The sequence below is a fragment of the Sandaracinomonas limnophila genome (assembly GCF_004005965.1).
Lineage (GTDB): Bacteria > Bacteroidota > Bacteroidia > Cytophagales > Spirosomataceae > Sandaracinomonas > Sandaracinomonas limnophila.
In genome coordinates this window covers 228,270-242,963 of record NZ_SACY01000004.1, presented here as the reverse complement: position 1 = coordinate 242,963, position 14,694 = coordinate 228,270, and the positions used below count along the sequence as shown (strand labels likewise).

The following is a 14,694-nucleotide window of genomic DNA, read 5'->3' as shown; positions in this document are numbered from 1 at the left end:
AAATATGAAAAAAACACATTGTTTGGGAGTTTTACTTGTTTTAATAACTATGCAATATTCCATTGCCCAAACAAGTGATACCAAAAATTGGCTTGAAATAGGCACAGGAATTACCGATGGAAAATATCAACCCTTTTGGTTGCGATCCAATCAGTATGGTATGGTTCCTGTCAGAGGGTCATATTTCCAAACCAATGCTGGATATGTTCAAGATTATAAGAAAAAGGGCAGATTAAAATTTGGTTATGGTGCCAATGTTCAGTTTTTAGTGGGGACAGATAAATCTGCAGTTCAAATTCCTGAATTATATGTAAAATCTAAATTGGGAATTTTCGAATTATGGGCTGGGATGCGCAAACAAACCTTTGGATTGGCAGATTCAACAATTTCTTCTGGATCGTTTGTCTGGTCGGGAAATGCCCTACCTATACCCAAAATTGAGTTGAGTGTTCCTAATTGGTTTTATCCTAAAAAGGGAGGATTTTTTGCATTCAAGGGAAATTTTGCCCACGGTGTTTTTGAAAACAATCGAACTGATGCAGCCCATGTATTTTTGCATCAGAAATCTTTTTATGGACAATTTGGTCGTGAAACCTCAACCATCAAATTATTTGCCGGATTTAATCACCAGGTACAATGGGGTGGGAAATTATTGTATGCAGACCCTAATAATTCGGCAGGTATAAATGGTCAAGTTCCTACAAGATTTAAAGATTTTCTATATGTAGTAACCGGAATTAATTTAGCAGCAGTTAATGACACAACTCAATTTGGCAAAAATGATGCCGGAAATCGCGTTGGAAATCATTTAGGTTCAGTAGATATAGGTGCGGAAATTGATTTTGGAAGTTTTAAAGTATTAGGTTATCGACAAAGTTATTACGAAGATGGCTCTTTATTTTGGTTGAATAATATAACAGACGGTTTGCATGGAATATCCATTCAATCGAAAAAGGAAGGCACATTTAGGAAGTTAGTTTTAGAATATTTTAATTCAACTTCACAAGGTGGCCCCATTGGGTCAGATGCTCCATTTGCATGGCAAAGGGGTTTAGACAATTATTTCAATAATGGTGTTTATCCCCAGGGATGGTCGTATCGAAGTAGAGGTATAGGAAGTCCGTTTATTACTGCTATTAATGAAACCGATTTACCTTTGACCAATGGTGGATATTTTGATAATTCCCGTGTAGAGGCATTTTATATTGCATCTGAGTGGGAAATAAAAGATACAAAAATTTTATTTAAGGGTAGCTTGGCCAATGCTGTTGGTTGGTATGGCAAAGAATTTGTACCCGTAAAAAAAATGTATTCATTGGCGTTATTTGCCCAAAAACCCATGAAAATTTTAGGCTATGATGCTACGGTAAAAGCCAATATTGGATACGACCAATCGGAATGGTATAAAAACACCTTGGGAGGAAATATTGGAATATCTGTACCTTTATTTTAGCCAAAAAACAGATAAGAAACTGCAATTGCGGTAAGAATTCCTACGAAATCAGCAGTTAGGCCTGCCCACAGGGTATATTTTATATTCTTAACTTGCACAGAGCCAAAATACAAGGCAACTACATATAAAATGGTTTCTGCAGAGCCTTGAAAAACAGAGGCTAATCGACCAGGAAAGGAATCTGCTCCAAATGTTTTCATGGTGTCAATCATCATGGCTCTTGAGCCACTGCCACTAATTGGATGCAATAAAGCAGTTGGTAAGGCGTCTGAAAAACGATTGTCAATGCCTGTCCAATCAATAACTATTTTCATAGCATCAACAATATAGCCCAGGGCTCCCGAGTTTCTAAAACAAGAAATGGCAACGAGCATTCCTACTAGGTAAGGAATTATCCGAACAGAAGTTTCAAATCCACCTTTGGCACCTTCAACAAATGTGGAAAATAAATCTATTTTTTTCCTAAATGCAGCCGTAATAAATGAAATGATGATAAGTAAGAGTATTCCATTGGAAAATACTTTAGATTGAATTTCTATTTGCTCCTTTGGTAACGAACTAAAATAGGCCAAAATACCAGCCAAAACAGCTGTAATACCAATGATCCAAGTCATTAACACAGGCTCCCAAAGTCTTATTTTTTGTTTGATGGAAACAAAGATTAATCCAGCCATGGTGGCAGCATACGTTGCCATTAAACAAGGAATAAACACATCTGATGCATCTTTTGCACCGTAAATGGCTCTTTGTGCCATGATGCTCAATGGTATTAAAACGGGACCTGCGCTATGCAAGGTTAAAAACATAATTTGGGCTGGAGAGGCAGTTTCTTTTTCTGGATTTAATTCTTGCAGGCCTTGCATGGCTTTCAACCCGAATGGGGTAGCAGCATTATCTAATCCCAATAAATTGGCAGAAAAATTCATAATCATTTGTCCATGCACCGGGTGATTTTCGGGAATATCCGGAAACAAACGAGTGAAGAATGGGCGAATTATTTTTGCCATGAATTGAATGGCGCCCGCCTTTTCACCAATTTGTAAAATACCCATAAAAAAGGTCATTACGCCTGCCAGAGGCAAGGCAATGTCCATCACGGCCATTTCAGCGGAATCAAACATTCCATCGACCAACAACTTAAAAATTTCTGTATTTCCTAAAAAGAGGTACTGAACAAGTGCAATGATAAAAGCTGTTCCGAAAAACAAAAACCAGATCCAGTTGATGGCCATATTATGGATAATTAAAGATAAATTTTACCTAAATTTAGGCAAAAAATTGAATATGAAATTGATGAAATCTATTTTAAGCTTGTTTATCTTTTCTTTCATAAGCCAATGGAGCCTAGCGCAAAAGTCGGTTTGCAGCTACGAAGAACAAATGAAAAAACAAGGTTTAGTAGAAGTTCAGAAGGTTTTGCCAGAGGTTTTTGTACAATTGAAATATGCTACTACCGACAATTTCATGAAGAAAAATGTGTATGGGTGTTTAACTCATGCATACTTGCAAAAGGAAACCCTTGAAATGCTTGGGAAGGCTCAAAAATATCTTCAAAAAACACATCCAGGCTTGCATTTTTTAATTTATGATGCCGCGAGACCCCTTGCCAAACAATGGGATTTATGGAATACCTTGAGTGATATGCCTCCCAAACAAAGAAGTAATTACGTAGCAGATCCTGCTATTCATTCCATTCACAACTATGGCAGTGCAATTGACCTAACCTTGGCTGACGCTAACCAAATCCCCTTGGATATGGGCACAAGTTTTGATTTTTTCGGAGAATTAGCTTACCCGAAAAAGGAACAAGAATTATTGAATAATGGTAAGCTTTCAGAGAGGGCCTATCAAAATCGTTTGAAATTGCGCAATGCCATGAAAGCAGGTGGATTTATGCCTATCGAATACGAGTGGTGGCATTTTAATGCCTTTTCTCGACAAGATGCGAAACAAAAATTTAAGGTAGTAGAATGAAAAATTAAATCCCTTCTGCAACTACTTCCTTCACCTCAGGAATCATTCGAGTCATGAGTGCCTCTATGCCAGATTTTAAGGTTAAGGTAGAAGATGGACATCCGGAACAGGATCCCTGCAAAACCACTTTTACTTGTCCAATTTCTGGATTATAGGAATGAAACTGTATCGCTCCACCGTCTGATTCAACAGCCGGACGAACATATTGGTCCAAAATCTCTTTTATTTGTCCAATGATTGGATTATCAGAATTTTCTGTCCCAGGAAGAGCCTCTTCTGGAATAGAGAAAACGGGCTTTTTTTCTTCAAAATATTTCTTTAAAAACTGCTTTATGCCAAAAACTTCGTCTTCCCAAAGAGTCGTTTCCGATTTGCTTAAGGTGATGAAATTGGATGTAATGAATACCCGTTTCACAAACTCAAACCCGAAAAGAGAAACAGCTAAAGGAGAGTTTTTTTCCTTGGTTAATCCATCGGCAGGTTGTGAATAATCAAATGATAATCCCTCGGGAAGTAATTCGAAATTGAAAACGAATTTCATCGAATGAGGATTTGGCGTAGATTCTGTATAGATATGAATAGCTTGTTGTAACATTTGATTGGGGGATATTAGAATTGAAACAAATAAGAGGTAGAAAAAGTTTAAAATTGAACAATTTTTATTGTAAAATTTTTGTTTTGGAAAAATTCCTCGCTTGGTTCTGCTGCAAAAAGTCCAAACATGGTAGAGCCAGAACCCGACATGGCAGCGTAAAGTGCCCCCATCTCATACAAGTTTTCTTTTATTGTTTCTAATTGCGGAAATAAGGGAAAAATTGTTTTTTCAAAATCATTAGAAATCGTATTTTTCCAGGATTCAACGGGTGGTTTTAGTGCATCAGGAAGGTAAAAAGGCGCTTTTTGTGGCTTTACACCAGAATAGGCTTGTTGGGTAGAAACTCCAAAATTGGGAAAAATTAACAAGGCCCAAAGACCTGTCAAACGTGTTTCAATGGCTTGTAAATGGTCTCCTTTTCCGGTGCCAAACTGTGGAGAATCTTCTAAAAAAAAGGCACAGTCGCTGCCCAATTGTTGGGCGAAAGGGATAAGTTCTTGATTTGTTAAGGGGATATTAAACAAATCTCTTAAGGCAAGTAAAGTATAAGTTGCATCTGCAGAGCCCCCTCCTAGCCCAGCACCCATCGGAATAATTTTATGTAAATGAATGTCGACTGCAGGAAGTTCAAATTGTTTTTTGAGTAAATGATAGGCTTTTACACACAGGTTGTCGGTCAAATTTCCAGCTATTGCCAAGCCTGTGGAGGTAAACGAAAACCTATCTGAAGGAGTAATTTCAAGAATATCTGTCCAAGGAACATGAAAAAAAGCAGTTTCCAAATTGTGAAAACCATCGGGCCGTTTTTCAGTTATATAGAGTCCAATATTAATTTTTGCGTTGGGGAATACAACCATGTTAATCTTCTAAAATATTACCTATCCAAGTTAATTTTAAGGCTAAGTTGATGATAAACAATATTAAGGCAATGATAAGGAAGGTCAAACTTTGGTTTTTGTGCTCTTCCCATTTATTTATCTTAATTTTTGTTTTTTCTAATTGATCTATTTCTTTAAAAATTGAAGCCATTGCTTGAGAATCGTTTGCCCTAAAAAAGGTTCCATGCGTTAAGGAAGCAATGTTTCTAAGTGTATTTTCGTCTACAGGATCTAGCTGATTTCCTTCTGTACCCACTGCGATGGTGTAGAATTTGATATGAAAGATTTTGGCTAATTTGGAGGAGATTTCTGGGTCCAAATTTCCTGCGGTGTTGTTGCCATCCGAAATAATAATGGCTATTTTTTTCGGATTATCACTATCTCTTAATTGGTTTATACAAGTGCCCATGGCATCGCCTAGGGCTGTTCCTTCTTCGTTTATAAGTCCGGCTTGTAGTTTTTGTAGACTTGGAAACAAGTAATTTTTATCTTGAGTTAATGGGCTGATCAAATTGGGCTCTCCGGCAAAGGCAATTAATGAAAAGGCGTCGTAAGCGATTCGTTTTTTCATGAAGTCTTGCGCCATATTTTTAGCAACATCAAATCGAGATGGGGCAACATCCCGATTTTTCATAGAGCTTGAAATATCAATTCCAATGGCAAAATTAATCCCCTCTGCCCTATATTCAGCATATTTGATGGTTGTATAGGGTTCTGCAAGGGCAATGACCATTGAAACGATTAGGAGTGATTGCAAGACATCTGGTATATACTTTTGCAATCGAGCCAATTTGTTTTCCGGAAAATCATTGGGAATGACTAGTACTATTTTAGCGCGTTTGTTTTTTCTTAAACCGTATTTGATAAATAACCATAAAATTGGTAAAATCAGCAAATACAAAAACATGGGATTTTCCCAATTGAAGGAAAAAACCAAACGAATTTGTTGCCAGAAATGAACCAATGGAAATTTCAAGATTTTTTAAATTTAAGGTACATATTTTGTCTAACCCTGTTATATTTTGATTGTGCAATTTTTAAAAGGATTTCCAAATGTTTACTGGTATTTTCTGAGAAATTTCCTCCATAAATAGTGAAATCTAACTCATTTAAAGCTTTTTCTAGCCTGTTTTCAGGCATTAAATCGATAATTTCTTTAGAAGTTGAGGTCGCAAAACCCAAACCGGTAATTTGTTCTAAGTACTTTTTCCACAAGACCAAGGCCTTTTCAAGATTTTGAATTCCCAGTGGAGTTTTATTAACGTTTCTATTTAAGCGCTGAAAACTTTTTTGGAAGTCGCGAAATTTCCTCCAATGAAAATATAGTTGAATCCAAAGTTTAATTCGCTTACCCAAAACGGCATTTATTATTCCGATGATTATCAATAAAACGAGGAGATCAAATAAAACGGTTTTGATGTCTCTTTTGGGACTAATAGGCTGAAAAGGAATGCTTTGAAATAAGGAGTCTATTTGTATCGTTTCAGGGGATTTTACCAAAGTTTTTACAAAAATTGTATCACTTTTAGGATACACTGCTGTGCAATCGATATCTGAACTTAGGTAAACCGGAATCTGTAATATTTTTGGGTTTTGACTTTGAAACAAGCGCAATTCATAAACGGCAGAATCTAAATATTGCCCCTTACCTATTTCACGAGTTTTGAAAAAATCTTTTTGACTTACCTCAAATGCCCCAAAATTTTGTTGGGTACCTGGAAAAAACAACTCATTTTTTCCTGAATGTTTTACCCAAAGACTGTAATGAATCTTCTCTCCTATTTTCACAGAGTCTTCCTGAAATTTGCCTTTTACCTGAAAATTATTTTGTATCATCTTTTTCTCAGGGTAAATAATTTGACAAATTCTGGAATGTAATCTGCACCCGTGGTGAGTTTTACATAATCTATTTTATGTTGTTTACACAACTGTTGTAGCTCATTTGGGCTTTTTACAAATACTTTATTTACTAGTTTTTGGAAAGATTTGGAGGAAGAATTTAAAAAACTTGTTTTACCTGTTTCTGGATTATAAATCGGCACAATTCCCATTTTAGGCAATTCCAGTTCTTGCAAATCTTGTAGTTGTATCAGAATCAAATCGTGTTTGTTACCTAAAGAAACCAATAGGTCTTCAAAGTTATTGTCAATAAAATCACTGATTAAAATAACGAGACTTTTTCTTTTCAACACTTGTAGGGCAAAACGGAGAGATTCTTTGATATCTGTTTTGCTGCTTTCGGCCTTAAATTTATAGATTTCTGATATGGTTTTATATCCGTGTTTTTTGCCAGGCGCAGGGGCCATAAACTTTTCAATTTTGTCTGTAAAACAGCAAAACCCGATGTGGCCAGCATCTTGGATGGCCGAAAGACTTAAAACAGAAGTTAATTCTTTCAGGTAATCTAATTTGCTTTGAGTACTTGAACCAATTTGTTGGGAAGCAGAGCAGTCGAGCATGAAAAACACAGTTTGCTCTTTTTCTTCTTTAAAAATTTTGACGAAAGTTCCGTGCCCTTTGGCAGAGGAGTTCCAATCGATATGGCGGACGTCGTCACCATATTGGTATTGTCGCAAGTCATTAAATTCTACTCCCGCCCCCTTAAAAATGGATGCATAATTGCCGTGCATTTGTGAGTTGATGGCTTTACGGATTCGAATTTCTATTTGATTCGCCTTATTTAAAAAGCTGCGAAAATCCATTTTATCAATTAAAAGCTGTTAGAATTTTGCTAAATTACCTATTTTTGAACAAAATGTGCCCATAAATATGGAGCTTTCCTCTGAAACAAAATGAGAATACTTATAATTTTAATCTGTTTTTTGGTAATTTCTTGTACGAAAAAGGAGGAAAAACCACTTTTAACCAAAGAAAAATTGGCAGAAGTATTAACAGATATCCATTTGGCTGAGGCGAAGATAAATGAAAAACACATAGGTAGTTCTGATTCTGCATTGGTACTTTTTCAAGGTTTGGAACGAAATATCTTTAAAAAGCATGGTGTAGATTCAGTGCAGGTAAACAAATCTTTTGATGCATTTGTGAAAGAGCCTGATGAATTTTTGGAGATGTATCAATTGGTTGCAGACGAACTGGGCAAAAAGGTTAAACCCCACTAATAATGAAAAAGAGTTGTATTTTTATTGGATTATTTCTAATTGGAATTTCCATGCAGGCGCAAATACCATTTTTTCAAGGTCATCGAGGTAGTCGAGGACTTTTTCCTGAAAACACAGTTCCGGCATTTCAAAAGGCCTTGGAATTGGGAATGGTGTTGGAGATGGATGTATGCATCAGTAAAGATCAGCAAGTGGTAGTTAGTCATGAGCCCTATATGAATGCGCTTTATTGCGTGCATCCGGATGGACAAAAAGTGAAAAAAGAGGAAGAAAAATCCTTGAATTTGTATCAAATGGACTATGCTCAAATCAAATCCTTTGATACGGGGATTAATGGAAATCCACTTTTTCCGCAGCAAGCACATATTTCGACCTATAAACCCTTACTTTCAGAGGTTTTGGAAATGGCAGAGACTTATCGAAAAAAAACGGGGAAAGCTGTTTATTATAACATAGAAATCAAGTCAGATTCTGCCGAATATGGTATTTCACAACCTCAAAAAGCTGAACAATTTTGCGATTTGGTGTATCAGGTTATCCAATCAAAAACAGATTTGAAATATGTTACTTTGCAGAGTTTTGATTTTAAAATATTAAAAACCTGGCACAAAAAGACCGTAAAAGGGAAGTTTAATCCATGTTTACTTTCTGCTTTAGTAAGCAGAAAAACTCCTGATAAGGTGATTATGGACTTAGGCTTTATTCCACAGATTTATAGTCCGGATTATCGTTCTTTGACTGATTTCGAACTAAAAAATTGTCATCATTTAGGCATGAAGGCCCTTCCCTGGACGGTAAACGATGTGAAGGTTATGGAGGAATTGATTCGGATGGGTGTGGATGGCATCATTACAGATTATCCAAATTTGGCAAGCAATTTGAAACCTTAAGGATGTCGATTTTCAACGAAACTTTGGTCTGGATAATGAAACGAAGGATGCCTCGGATTGAGGCCATGTACCTTCGTCCGGCAGATGTTCAAGAAGAATGTTTTAAGGAATTAATTTCTTTAGGGGAATCAACAGAATGGGGAAAAAAATATGGCTATTCAGACATTAGAAATTCGGAAGATTTTCGAAAAAATGTACCCATTTCTACCTACGAAGAGCTTTTTCCCTATATAGACCGGATGATGCAGGGCGAACAGAACATCCTGTGGTCTAGCCCAATTTCTTGGTTTTCCAAATCTTCTGGTACCACAAATGCCCGAAGCAAATTCATTCCGGTTTCACCAGAATCTTTGGGCGATTGTCACATGAAAGGCGGTAAGGATATGATTACCCTTTTGTTGCACAACAAACCCGACACTAAAATATTTGATGGCAAGGGTTTATCTATTGGCGGAAGCTTGTCGAGCAATCCTTTTAATGAAAATATGTTGTTGGGAGATGTTTCGGCGGTTGTTATGAAAAACTTGCCTATTTGGGCCCAGATGATCAGAACACCCTCATTGGATGTTGCCTTAATGAATGATTGGGACCAAAAAATTGAGCGAATGGCTCTTGAAACCTCAAAAGAAAATGTAACAAGTATTTTGGGGGTGCCAACCTGGACTTTGGTCTTGATTGATAAAATTTTAGAAATAACCGGGAAGCAAAATATCTTAGAAGTTTGGCCCAATTTTGAATTCTTGGTGCATGGGGCCGTTGCTTTTAGTCCGTATCGGAATTTGTTCAAAAACCAAGTTTTTCCCTCGGAACAGGTAAGCTTTATGGAAATTTACAATGCTTCGGAAGGGTTCTTTGGCATTCAAGATGACCTCTCTTTGCCAGATGAGATGCTTTTGATGTTGGATTATGGAATATATTATGAATTTATTCCCTTAGATGACGCAGGAGAGGAAAAAGATACCATAGTACCTTTGTCGGAAGTTGCTTTGGGTACAAATTATGCAGTTGTTATTTCTACTAATGCCGGACTTTGGCGTTATAAAATTGGCGATACGGTGAAATTCACCTCCCTTGCCCCCTATCGTATTAAAATCAGTGGTCGAACTAAAATGTTTATCAATGCGTTTGGAGAAGAGGTAATTATTGAAAATGCGGAAAAGGCAATGTCAAAGGCATTAAAAGCTACCCAAGCTGAATTGGTAGATTACACAGTTGCTCCGGCCTACATGGAAGGGGGAAAAAGTGGATGCCACGAGTGGTTAGTAGAATTTTCGGTTCCCCCGAATGATTTTAGTACCTTTGTGGATATTTTGGATAAAAGTCTTCGTGAAGACAATTCCGATTATGATGCCAAACGAGCTTTTGATTTGGTATTGAGCTTGCCAAAGGTTCATCAATTGTCGAAAGGAACTTTTTATGAGTGGATGAAAAGTAGAGGGAAGCTTGGGGGGCAACACAAAGTACCACGATTGAGTAATAACAGAGAATACGTAGAAGAAATTTTAAAAATCAAATAATTATGGCTTTAAAAGAAACCATTGAAAGCGGCATTAAGGATGCTATGAGAGCAAAAGATGCAGACCGTTTAAGAGCATTACGCGCCATCAAATCTTTAATTTTATTGGAAGAAACTTCTGGAAATAGCACAGGCGAGTTAAGTACTGATGCAGAAATGAAATTGTTGATGAAGGCTGCTAAGCAACGAAGAGATTCTTTGGAGGTCTTCAAAGCACAAAATAGAGACGATTTGGCGGAGAAAGAGCAGGCTGAATTGGTTATTATTGAAGAGTTTTTGCCAAAGCAATTATCTGAGACAGAATTGACAGAAAAAATAACTGCAATAATCGCACAAGTTGGTGCTGCAGGCCCAGGAGATATGGGAAAAGTGATGGGAGTTGCTACCAAACAATTGGCTGGTTTAGCCGATGGGAAAGCTATTTCTGCAAAGGTAGGTGAATTATTAAAAAAATAAGTTTTGGAAACCCAAACAGCACAAATTCAAAAGAAATCTTTAAGAAAACTTAGTCTAGAGCAGCTTAAAGAAATGTTAGTTGCCAAAGGACAACCGGGCTTTCGAGCCAAGCAAGTTTTTGAATGGATTTGGAAAAAATCGGCAAGAAGCTTTGAAGAAATGCAAAACTTGCCGAAGGATTTGCGTGCGCATTTGGAAGAAGAATTTACTTTTAATAGTGTTGCTGTTGGAGAGTCGCAGGTTAGTTCAGACCGTACAATCAAATCAAGTTTTGTTTTGTCTGATGGTAATTTGGTGGAAGGGGTTTTAATCCCAACAGAAGACCGCATGACTGCCTGTGTATCTTCACAAGTAGGATGTTCTTTAACATGTAGCTTTTGTGCAACGGGTTATATGGAGCGAAAAAGAAATTTGGAACCTTATGAAATTGTGGATCAAGTCGTGTTGATTCGCGAACAAGCGGAGCAAAAGTACCAGCAGCCCCTGACCAATATTGTATACATGGGCATGGGTGAGCCGCTTTTGAATTATGCCAACATGATGGAATCTATTGAAAAAATCACTTCTCCTGAAGGATTGGGCATGGCTTCCAAACGAATTACGGTTTCTACTGCGGGAATTGCTAAGATGATTAAGAAATTGGCCGATGATCAGGTTAAATTTAATTTAGCACTTTCGCTTCATGCGGCAAATGATGAAAAGCGTAATCGTATAATGCCGATTAACGAAAGTAATACCTTAGATGCATTAGCTGAGGCATTGATTTATTTTTACCAAAAAACAGAAAATAGGATTACTCTTGAGTATATCGTTTTTGATAAGTTCAATGATTCTTTAGAAGATGCAAGAGAACTTTTAGCCTTCGCTAAAAAGTTTCCTTGTAAGATCAATATCATCGAATATAATCCTATTAAACAAGCCAATTTTTTGAATGCCAAAGCGGATGCCATTCAACAGTTTTCTGGATTTTTAGAATCAAAAGGAATGATTGTTAATGTTCGACGTTCAAGAGGAAAGGACATTGATGCGGCTTGTGGACAATTAGCAGGAAAGAAATAAGATGTCGGAAACAAATAAACTTTTCCCAATTTTTTTGAAGATTTCTCAACTCGAAGTTTTGATTGTTGGAGGGGGAAATGTGGCTTTGGAAAAGGCCGGAGCACTTTTAAATAATTGTGAGGAGGCTAAATTAACCTTTGTTGCTCCGTTTTTTAGAGAAGAAACCCTAGCGTTTGTAAAAGATTTTCCAGAGGTAAAATTGATCAATAGAGCCTTTTTGCCAAGCGATTTGGAGGGAAAACAAGTGGTTATTTGTACAACAGATATGCCTGAATTGCACCGTGAAATTAAACAGCTTTGTGAGGCAAAAAATTTGTTATGCAATGTGGCCGACACTCCCGATTTATGTGATTTTTACCTAGGCTCGGTTGTGCAAAAAGGCAATTTAAAATTAGGTATTTCTACCAATGGGAAGTCGCCTACGCTTGCCAAACGTATAAAAGCCTATTTGAATGATATTATTCCAGATGAAATTGATATTTCTTTGGATCAAATGGAAAAAGTACGCAAACAATTGAAGGGTGATTTTCAGGAGAAAATTAAACAATTGAATGAGATCACGAAGGGGGTGGTTAAATAATTCGAACTTCAATCGATTGGAGGGCACTTTGTGGTGGATTTCCTTCGTCTTTAATTTCTAATTGGATAAAATAGGTTTCGTTTGATGAGGCAGAAGCGGGAACCGCAATTTGGACCGAATTTAAAGTTGCATTTAGATTCAGTTTGGATTTCCCATTCCCTTTGTCCTTTACTTGACGGATATTCGCATTCATGCGGTGAAACTCCGGATCTGAACATGAATAACTCAGATTTTTACTACTGCCCGACTTAATTTGAATAACTTCTGGGTGTTTCCAGGTTATTTCTGGCGGTTGATTTAAAATTAATTTTTCGGATTTTGCCCCCAAAGTGACAAAATTAGTCAGAATTGTAAAAACAAACAATGACAAAATATAGTTAATTGATAAAGCTAATTTAAGCGTATAGGCGCTTTTCATAAAATTTTTATAGTTTTTTTAAAACACGGAACTGCAAATTAATGAAAAAATTTATCAAACATAATAAAATATAGATTTTTGATAAATTTTCTTTATTATTGTATCATTTCCTGACAATAGGAAACAAAACAAAATCTAAACCTATAAATGAAAAAGACTTTTGTGGTCTTGGCAATGAGTTGTTTGACTTATTTCCAAGGCAATTCTCAAATTACAACAGGTCCCAATATGGCCGTTGTGCAAACCGAATCTGGAAAGGTTCGCGGATATGTTCACCAATCTATTTACACTTATAAGGGCATTCCTTATGCAGAAGCAGGTAGATTTGAGGCTCCCAAACCCGTAAAATGGGATGGAATTAGAAGTTCCTTATCCTACGGTCCTGTGGCTCCCTTATTGACTCCAACCACCAAAGTTGCAGATGAGTCGGAATTTGTGTTTAACCACAACTGGGGATATACCAGTGAAGATTGTCTGCGAATTAATGTTTGGACTCCAGGAATAAACGATGGTAAAAAGCGTCCCGTTTTATTTTGGATTCATGGCGGCGGATATACTGCTGGTTCATCCATTGAATTACCTTCTTATGATGGTGAGAATTTAGCCAAAAAAGGAGATGTGGTAGTTGTTTCCATCAATCATCGTTTGAATATTTTGGGGTATTTAGATTTGTCGGCTTATGGCGATAAATACAAAACATCTATGAATAACAGTGTTTTGGATATCCAAACAGCATTGGCTTGGGTGAACAAAAACATTGCTAATTTTGGCGGAGACCCAGGAAATGTAACCATTTTTGGACAATCTGGCGGAGGAGCAAAAGTAAACACCATGATGGCAATGCCTAGTGCAAAAGGCTTATTCCACAAGGCAATCAATCAAAGTGGTGCGGTTCGTGGAAGTATTTTGGAAAAAGAAACAACGCAGGCAATTGCTGCGGAAGTATTGAAAAATTTGAATATTTCTGGCGCTGAAATTGATAAAATTCAGCAAGTACCTTTTGAGCAATTGGCAGATGCGGGAAATAAAGCGTTGAAAACCATTGCCGATAAATTAAAAGCGGAAGGAAAGAATGTAGGCGGCTTTGGATTAAGCTGGGGACCTAGCAGAGATGGGGTAATTTTACCTTATCAAACATCTTCTGCGGAGGCATTGGAATTGTCTAAAAATGTTCCCTTGCTGATTGGTACAGTTAAAAACGAGTTTATGCCTTCTATGATGACGACTGGATTAAGCGATGCAACTCAAGATAAAATTGAAGAGTATATCAAAAAAACCTATGGGGATAAGGCAGAGAAGTTTAAGGCAGCTGTGAAAAAAGCGTATCCAAATGATACAAAACCTTCAGATTTAATTGATGTGGATGCAAGGTTCCGTCCGGGTTCAGTCGCGCAGGCAAATACTAAATCAGGATTAGCGGGAGGAGCTCCCGTTTATATGTATTTATTTACTTGGCAGTCGCCAGTAATGGATGGGAAATACAAGGCAGTTCATTGCATGGAATTACCGTTTGTATTTAACAACATTGCTCGCTGCGAAGAAATGACTGGTGGTTACAAGGATGCCTACGTTTTGGCAGATAAAATGAGTTCGGCATGGATTAGTTTTGCGAAAACAGGAAATCCAGGGCACAAAGGGCTTCCAGCTTGGCCTGCTTATAATGCACAAAATACTTCAACCATGCATTTCAATAATACATGTGAAGTAAAACCCCAATTAGATAAAGAATTATTCGAATTAGTAGCACAATAAAAAA

At 37.1% G+C, this 14,694-nt stretch carries 16 protein-coding genes; 9 read left to right on the top strand and 7 right to left on the bottom strand.

What is annotated here, in order from left to right; all coding sequences use genetic code 11:
• Window positions 1-4 precede the first annotated feature (4 nt).
• Window positions 5-1,453, top strand: coding sequence for a capsule assembly Wzi family protein (locus tag EOJ36_RS09825; protein WP_127804862.1), 1,449 nt, complete (start codon window positions 5-7; stop codon window positions 1,451-1,453).
• On the opposite strand, the gene EOJ36_RS09820 is transcribed toward EOJ36_RS09825, so the two are convergent.
• The gene (locus tag EOJ36_RS09820; protein ID WP_127804860.1) at window positions 1,450-2,685 is read right to left on the bottom strand and encodes a nucleoside recognition domain-containing protein; all 1,236 of its coding nucleotides are present in this window, start codon (window positions 2,683-2,685) and stop codon (window positions 1,450-1,452) included. The two genes, EOJ36_RS09825 and EOJ36_RS09820, sit on opposite strands and share 4 nt — an antisense overlap.
• A gap of 61 nt (window positions 2,686-2,746) precedes the next feature.
• On the opposite strand from EOJ36_RS09820, the gene EOJ36_RS09815 reads away from it, so the two are divergent.
• A complete protein-coding gene (locus tag EOJ36_RS09815) occupies window positions 2,747-3,427 on the top strand; it encodes a M15 family metallopeptidase (protein ID WP_238944464.1) in 681 nt (226 codons plus the stop codon).
• A gap of 4 nt (window positions 3,428-3,431) precedes the next feature.
• On the opposite strand, the gene EOJ36_RS09810 is transcribed toward EOJ36_RS09815, so the two are convergent.
• From EOJ36_RS09810 to EOJ36_RS09790, 5 genes are read right to left on the bottom strand one after another with little or no spacing between them, the layout of a single operon-like run.
• Window positions 3,432-4,022, bottom strand: coding sequence for a NifU family protein (locus tag EOJ36_RS09810; RefSeq protein ID WP_127804856.1), 591 nt, complete (start codon window positions 4,020-4,022; stop codon window positions 3,432-3,434).
• Between the two features lie 47 nt (window positions 4,023-4,069).
• Window positions 4,070-4,879 (bottom strand): 4-(cytidine 5'-diphospho)-2-C-methyl-D-erythritol kinase, encoded by an 810-nt coding sequence (gene ispE, locus EOJ36_RS09805; RefSeq protein ID WP_127804854.1) that lies wholly within the window; start codon window positions 4,877-4,879, stop codon window positions 4,070-4,072.
• A 1-nt stretch (window position 4,880) separates the two neighbouring features.
• A complete protein-coding gene (locus EOJ36_RS09800; RefSeq protein WP_127804852.1) occupies window positions 4,881-5,876 on the bottom strand; it encodes a vWA domain-containing protein in 996 nt (331 codons plus the stop codon).
• Entirely contained in the window at window positions 5,873-6,736 is an 864-nt protein-coding gene (locus EOJ36_RS09795; protein ID WP_127804850.1) for a hypothetical protein, read from the bottom strand. The genes EOJ36_RS09800 and EOJ36_RS09795 overlap by 4 nt, the downstream gene beginning before the upstream one ends.
• Window positions 6,733-7,602, bottom strand: coding sequence for a DUF58 domain-containing protein (locus tag EOJ36_RS09790; RefSeq protein WP_127804848.1), 870 nt, complete (start codon window positions 7,600-7,602; stop codon window positions 6,733-6,735). Before EOJ36_RS09790 ends, EOJ36_RS09795 begins: the two co-directional genes overlap by 4 nt.
• Before the next feature lie 90 nt (window positions 7,603-7,692).
• Between EOJ36_RS09790 and EOJ36_RS09785 the strand changes: the two genes are divergently transcribed.
• Genes EOJ36_RS09785 through EOJ36_RS09760 form a run of 6 tightly spaced genes read left to right on the top strand, consistent with a single transcriptional unit; the run spans window position 7,693 to window position 12,520 of the window.
• The gene (locus tag EOJ36_RS09785; RefSeq protein WP_127804846.1) at window positions 7,693-8,019 is read left to right on the top strand and encodes a DUF4296 domain-containing protein; all 327 of its coding nucleotides are present in this window, start codon (window positions 7,693-7,695) and stop codon (window positions 8,017-8,019) included.
• A gap of 2 nt (window positions 8,020-8,021) precedes the next feature.
• Entirely contained in the window at window positions 8,022-8,909 is an 888-nt protein-coding gene (locus tag EOJ36_RS09780; RefSeq protein ID WP_238944463.1) for a glycerophosphodiester phosphodiesterase family protein, read from the top strand.
• Between the two features lie 2 nt (window positions 8,910-8,911).
• Window positions 8,912-10,426, top strand: a complete 1,515-nt coding sequence (locus tag EOJ36_RS09775) for a GH3 auxin-responsive promoter family protein (RefSeq protein WP_127804844.1) — start codon at window positions 8,912-8,914, stop codon at window positions 10,424-10,426.
• Window positions 10,427-10,428: 2 nt separating this feature from the next.
• Window positions 10,429-10,881 carry a GatB/YqeY domain-containing protein gene (locus tag EOJ36_RS09770; protein ID WP_127804842.1) on the top strand — a complete coding sequence of 151 codons (453 nt, stop codon included), beginning with the start codon at window positions 10,429-10,431 and terminating at the stop codon, window positions 10,879-10,881.
• Between the two features lie 3 nt (window positions 10,882-10,884).
• Window positions 10,885-11,940: a 23S rRNA (adenine(2503)-C(2))-methyltransferase RlmN gene (rlmN, locus tag EOJ36_RS09765; RefSeq protein WP_262707596.1), complete on the top strand. Its 1,056-nt coding sequence runs from the start codon at window positions 10,885-10,887 to the stop codon at window positions 11,938-11,940.
• Between the two features lies 1 nt (window position 11,941).
• On the top strand, window positions 11,942-12,520 hold the full coding sequence (locus EOJ36_RS09760; protein ID WP_127804840.1) for a precorrin-2 dehydrogenase/sirohydrochlorin ferrochelatase family protein: 579 nt from the start codon (window positions 11,942-11,944) through the stop codon (window positions 12,518-12,520).
• Here EOJ36_RS09760 and EOJ36_RS09755 read toward each other — a convergent pair.
• Complete coding sequence (locus EOJ36_RS09755; RefSeq protein ID WP_127804838.1) at window positions 12,513-12,938, bottom strand: hypothetical protein; 426 nt, start codon at window positions 12,936-12,938, stop codon at window positions 12,513-12,515. The genes EOJ36_RS09760 and EOJ36_RS09755 overlap by 8 nt on opposite strands.
• 147 nt (window positions 12,939-13,085) lie before the next feature.
• Here EOJ36_RS09755 and EOJ36_RS09750 point away from each other — a divergent pair, with 147 nt between their 5' ends.
• Window positions 13,086-14,690: a carboxylesterase/lipase family protein gene (locus EOJ36_RS09750; protein ID WP_127804836.1), complete on the top strand. Its 1,605-nt coding sequence runs from the start codon at window positions 13,086-13,088 to the stop codon at window positions 14,688-14,690.
• Window positions 14,691-14,694 lie beyond the last annotated feature (4 nt).

Excerpts from the sequence above, each read along its gene's own strand:
- EOJ36_RS09825 (WP_127804862.1), top strand. The coding sequence starts at position 5 with ATGAAAAAAACACATTGTTTGGGAGTTTTACTTGTTTTAATAACTATG.
- EOJ36_RS09820 (WP_127804860.1), bottom strand. The coding sequence starts at position 2,685 with ATGGCCATCAACTGGATCTGGTTTTTGTTTTTCGGAACAGCTTTTATC.
- EOJ36_RS09815 (WP_238944464.1), top strand. The coding sequence starts at position 2,747 with ATGAAATCTATTTTAAGCTTGTTTATCTTTTCTTTCATAAGCCAATGG.
- EOJ36_RS09810 (WP_127804856.1), bottom strand. The coding sequence starts at position 4,022 with ATGTTACAACAAGCTATTCATATCTATACAGAATCTACGCCAAATCCT.
- ispE (WP_127804854.1), bottom strand. The coding sequence starts at position 4,879 with ATGGTTGTATTCCCCAACGCAAAAATTAATATTGGACTCTATATAACT.
- EOJ36_RS09795 (WP_127804850.1), bottom strand. The coding sequence starts at position 6,736 with ATGATACAAAATAATTTTCAGGTAAAAGGCAAATTTCAGGAAGACTCT.
- EOJ36_RS09790 (WP_127804848.1), bottom strand. The coding sequence starts at position 7,602 with ATGGATTTTCGCAGCTTTTTAAATAAGGCGAATCAAATAGAAATTCGA.
- EOJ36_RS09785 (WP_127804846.1), top strand. The coding sequence starts at position 7,693 with ATGAGAATACTTATAATTTTAATCTGTTTTTTGGTAATTTCTTGTACG.
- EOJ36_RS09780 (WP_238944463.1), top strand. The coding sequence starts at position 8,022 with ATGAAAAAGAGTTGTATTTTTATTGGATTATTTCTAATTGGAATTTCC.
- EOJ36_RS09775 (WP_127804844.1), top strand. The coding sequence starts at position 8,912 with ATGTCGATTTTCAACGAAACTTTGGTCTGGATAATGAAACGAAGGATG.
- EOJ36_RS09770 (WP_127804842.1), top strand. The coding sequence starts at position 10,429 with ATGGCTTTAAAAGAAACCATTGAAAGCGGCATTAAGGATGCTATGAGA.
- EOJ36_RS09760 (WP_127804840.1), top strand. The coding sequence starts at position 11,942 with ATGTCGGAAACAAATAAACTTTTCCCAATTTTTTTGAAGATTTCTCAA.
- EOJ36_RS09755 (WP_127804838.1), bottom strand. The coding sequence starts at position 12,938 with ATGAAAAGCGCCTATACGCTTAAATTAGCTTTATCAATTAACTATATT.
- EOJ36_RS09750 (WP_127804836.1), top strand. The coding sequence starts at position 13,086 with ATGAAAAAGACTTTTGTGGTCTTGGCAATGAGTTGTTTGACTTATTTC.